This window comes from Pseudemcibacter sp. (assembly GCF_965661635.1).
GTDB lineage: Bacteria > Pseudomonadota > Alphaproteobacteria > Sphingomonadales > Emcibacteraceae > Pseudemcibacter.
Genome location: NZ_CBFIEP010000152.1, coordinates 1 through 4,690 on the forward strand (window position 1 = coordinate 1; position 4,690 = coordinate 4,690).

Below are 4,690 nucleotides of genomic sequence, written 5' to 3' on the forward strand. Positions count from 1 at the left end.
GTGCACCTGGCGCGATGAAAGCGTCTTCTGCAATTTCTGGCCAAACACCTTTATATGGATAAATTTTACCACCGCCATTAACCGTTTTTTCAAATTTTTCTTTCATTAGGAATTTAACGCTTTCACAAAAGTTTCTTCATCAACATTACCACCGCTTAAAACGATGCACAATTTCTTACCCTTCACGTCGATTTTACCATGAAGTACAGCTGCCAGCGCAACAGATGCCCCTGGCTCAACGACAAGTTTTAATTTTTCCCATGCATATTTCATCGCGACGAGCACTTCATCATCCGTGACGGTTAAGACACCGGATAGATTGTCGCTCATAATTTTATGGGTCATAGGTTCTGGGTGTACAGTCAAGATTGCATCACAAATAGAACCGGATGGTCGGGCATTATGTTCAATTTTACCACTTTCAAGCGAGCGCTTAACATCATCAAACCCTTCTGGTTCTACGCCGTAAATTTCCATCTCTGAACTTAATCCCTTAACGGCAAGCGCGCAGCCGGAAATTAGTCCCCCGCCACCAACAGGTGTCATAAACAAATCAAGAGAAACGCCCAGCTCTTCTGCTTGCTTAACGGCTTCTAGGCCTGCCGTCCCCTGCCCGGAAATGATATAATGATCCTCAAAAGACGGAACAACGATGCAGCCACGTTCTTCTGAGATTTTCTCAGCAATTTCTTCACGGCTTTCAGTGTTGCGATTATAAGTAATCACCTCTGCGCCATAATCTTTCGTATTTTGTAATTTCATTTTTGGACTGTCTTCGGGCATTACAATAACCGCGTTCATATCCAAAATTTGTGCTGAGGCCGCGACACCCTGCGCGTGATTACCTGACGAATATGCGACGACCCCACGTTTTCTTTCTTCTTCGTTTAATCGACTTAAACGATTAAAAGCACCACGAAATTTAAAAGCACCAACACGCTGTAGACACTCAGGTTTAATGTAAATCTCTGCATCCAATTTTTCTGATAGATCTTGCGCTTTTAAAAAAGGTGTTTTAACCGCGTAACCCTCAATTTGCTCAGCCGCTGATAAAACATCATCAAAGTTTGGTAATTTCATTTACATTATCTCTGTCTAAAAATTTTCCCAAACATTAGATGATTTTAACAATATTGTGAAGCTTGCTTTTAATTATTTAAAACAGATTTCTTGCACAGGTTCCCTCTTTTCAATAGGATTTATTCATAAGCATAAAATTAAAGGGGACTTTAAATGAAAATCGCACATTTTCTGTTAGCGTCAATTGTATTACTTTGCACCACTCTTTCTGCCACGGCGGAAATAGAGCGCGGAAAAGATATTTTTCCTTCTGACATAAATTATAATCCAGATATTCCAAGACCAGCAGATATTATCGGCCATCCCCTAGGGCACCGTGTGGCAAGACACGATTTGTTATTAGAATATATGCGTACCCTTGGTGAAAAATCAGATCGGGTTATGGTTGAAACAATTGCGAAAACCCATGAAGGGCGCGATATTTTAATGCTCACAATTTCTTCCCCTGAAAATTTAGCCCGTATCGATGATATTAAAGCCGCTCATGTTGCTTTGAGCGACCCAAATTCAAATCAAGAAATTTCCGACGATATGCCAGTGGTCACGTGGTTAAACTATGGTGTTCATGGCGCAGAAGTCAGCTCAAATGATAGTTCTATGGCTGTTGCATATCATTTAGCCGCTGCTGAAAGCGATTATATGAAAGAAACCCTTGATAAAAGTGTTGTTCTTCTTATCGCTATTTTCAATCCAGACGGCAATGCCCGTCAAAGTGCATGGAACCATATGCATGGATCAAACGTAGTTATCACAGATCCTAACGGTAGAAATCATAATACCTTCTGGCCGGGCGGAAGAACCAATCATTATTGGTTTGACCTTAACCGACAATGGTTACTTCAGCAGCAACCTGGCCCCCAAGGTTGGGTGAAAAAATTCCATGAATGGAAGCCTAATTTAAGTGTTGATCATCATGAAATGGGAACCAATAGTACTTTTTATATTCCACCCGGTGTGCCACATCGAACATTTCCTTATATTCCAAAAGAATCTATCGATTTACTCGATGAAGTGACTGATCGCCCACGTGATTTTATGGACAGTGAAGCACGTCTATATTTCAGCGAAGAAGGATATGATAATTTCTATATTGGTAAAGGGGCAACTTACCCGCATTTAAATGCGGGCATTGGAATGCTATTCGAGCAAGCCAGGTCCCTTGGTGAAGTAGAAACACAACATGGCATTCTTTCCTTTAGAGACAATATTCGCACTTATTTAAATATAAGTTTATCCGTGGTTCGCGCGGGTTTGGAACTTCGTCCACGCCTTCTCGATTATCAAAAACGATTTTTTAATAATGCAATGGACTTGGCAAACGAAGATGATGTTAAGGGATATATATTTACATCACCCAAAGATAAAGCAAGAAGCTATCATTTCCGTGATCTGCTAGCACGTCATCAAATTGATGTTAATGTCATGAATGAAGATGTGACCGTTGAAGGTAAAACCTATAAAGCTGGTGAAAGCTTCATGGTTAAAACCAATCAGCAGCAATATGTCCTTATTAAAGGCATATTTGAAAAAATCACCACATTTGAAAATAATACTTTTTATGATGTGTCTGGCTTCACTATGCCTTTAACATTTGGCATGGATTATGCGCCTGTTGGCAGTCGCGCATTATCAAGCGCCGGTGAACTTATCGACCCTATATTTGAAAGCGCCCAAGCGCCGGAAATGGCAACTGCTGCTTATCTGTTCGAATGGAACGAATATTATTCACCTCGCGCGTTAAACCGATTATTGCAAGCAGGCGTAAGACCTAAAGTTGCAACGATGCCTTTTTCAATCAATACTTCAGAAGGCACTATTGATATGGCGGCGGGTACTATAATGACATCCACTGGCTGGCAAGGAAGTGAACTAAATGGTGAAGAACTTCATCAATTAATGAGCACAATAGCAAATGAAGACGGTATTAAAGTTCATGCAGTCGGTGGCATTCGTACTCCTACAGCTGGAATGGATCTTGGTAGTAATAATTTCAAGCCAATAGAAAAACCAAATATCCTACTTATGGTTGGTGAAGATACACGTGCTTATGACGCCGGTGAAGTATGGCACTTACTTGATTACCGTATGCGTATACCAGTGGTGCTTTATGATAAGCATAAATTAAATTCATTAGACATAAGTGACTATACACATATCATATTTGTAGGTGGGTCCTATAATGCGAATGATGAAGCCCTAAGTCGCAAAATGAAAAACTGGGTAAGAGCGGGCGGTACCGTGATCGCACATCGACAAGGCGCAAAATGGGCTGGTGAAATACTTCTTGGTATCAAAGATGAAAAAGAAGAATACCCACTTGAGCGGCAAGATTATGGTGACAAAATTCCAAATGAAGTAGAGAATATTGTCGGTGGCGCAATCATGCGCGGCGATTTGGATAACACCCATCCAATTGGTTTTGGGTATTATAGTCGGGATGTATATACCCACCGTGATACATTGATCGCCTTTGATAAGCCAGAAAATCCCTATGCTACTGTTGTAGAAATTCCTGAAAACGCACTTGAGTCCGGTTTTGCTTCAAAAGACAATCAAGCACGACTTGCCGGAAAAGCAAATGTTATTGCCGAACGTATGGGGCAAGGTTCTGTCATTTTATTTGCCAATAACCCAAACTTCAGAGCATATTTTTACGGATCAAATAAAATGTTCTTAAACGGACTTTATTTTTCAAAAGCATTTAATCCTCCGAGAAGATAGGAATAAAAATGATTAATTTTAAAAAATCTGCGTATATTTTAGCACTATCAACGGCCTCTGCATTCGCCCAAAATCCAATAACAGATAATCATTTGAATGCGCAAGTCGCATGATATAAAGCGGCCTTTACTTGTTCTTCGATCTTTAACGGTGGAAAATCCGTCGAACAAATTAATCGCGAAGATTTAGCGGGGATTTATCCCGCTTACCGTGAGGCACTTCAAGCGTTACCCGACGCCGTAATCAATCATCAGGAAAAATATGTTACCGCCTCTTATAGTGATGTCATGCCACCACGTATTGTGGTGTGGCGCGAACACCTTGGATGCGTTCAGGTGCCAATAGGTTCAACTCTTGAGGATTCTAAACATATGCCTCGCATTGATATTGAAAAACCTGCTGAAAAAATGCCCCTTGGCCGTTAGGAAATCAAACAGGTTCATATGGTAATGAACGTTTAAATAAAATCATTCACGATGCATTTGACAGTAAAACATATGGCGAAGGTACTTATACCACAGCAGTACTGGTAACAACACCTGATGAAATGCTCGGTGAAGAATACCGAGATGGCTTTAATATGCGTACCTCTCACCGTACGTGGTCGGTTGCGAAATCAATTGCAGCGACAGTAATTGGCGCCGCTGTGATGGAAGACATAGTCGACGTTAAGAAGCCCGCGAATATTGCTGCATGGAACCGTCCGGGTGATCCTAGAGGCGATATTACACTCGAAAATTTACTCAATATGACAAGCGGACTTCATCATAACCGTGCTGGGAATAGAACCGACGATGTTTATTTCGGTGGTGCTTTAATGAGCGATTGGTCAACTGGCCTTTCGCTTGAAGCTAAACCGGGAACGAGATGGAAATATGCCAATAATGAT

At 41.1% G+C, this 4,690-nt stretch carries 4 protein-coding genes; 3 read left to right on the forward strand and 1 reads right to left on the reverse strand.

Features of this window, described 5'->3' with window-relative positions:
• Positions 1–105 precede the first annotated feature (105 nt).
• Positions 106–1,080 carry a threonine ammonia-lyase gene (locus ACTF6W_RS10405; RefSeq protein WP_438994479.1) on the reverse strand — a complete coding sequence of 325 codons (975 nt, stop codon included), beginning with the start codon at positions 1,078–1,080 and terminating at the stop codon, positions 106–108.
• 153 nt (positions 1,081–1,233) lie between these two features.
• On the opposite strand from ACTF6W_RS10405, the gene ACTF6W_RS10410 reads away from it, so the two are divergent.
• The 3 genes from ACTF6W_RS10410 to ACTF6W_RS10420 form a co-directional block, all read left to right on the forward strand.
• Positions 1,234–3,801: a M14 family zinc carboxypeptidase gene (locus ACTF6W_RS10410; RefSeq protein ID WP_438994480.1), complete on the forward strand. Its 2,568-nt coding sequence runs from the start codon at positions 1,234–1,236 to the stop codon at positions 3,799–3,801.
• A 287-nt stretch (positions 3,802–4,088) separates the two neighbouring features.
• The gene (locus ACTF6W_RS10415; protein WP_438994481.1) at positions 4,089–4,226 is read left to right on the forward strand and encodes a hypothetical protein; all 138 of its coding nucleotides are present in this window, start codon (positions 4,089–4,091) and stop codon (positions 4,224–4,226) included.
• Positions 4,227–4,327: 101 nt separating this feature from the next.
• On the forward strand, positions 4,328–4,690 hold a 363-nt coding region (locus tag ACTF6W_RS10420; protein WP_438994482.1), incomplete at its 3' end, for a serine hydrolase.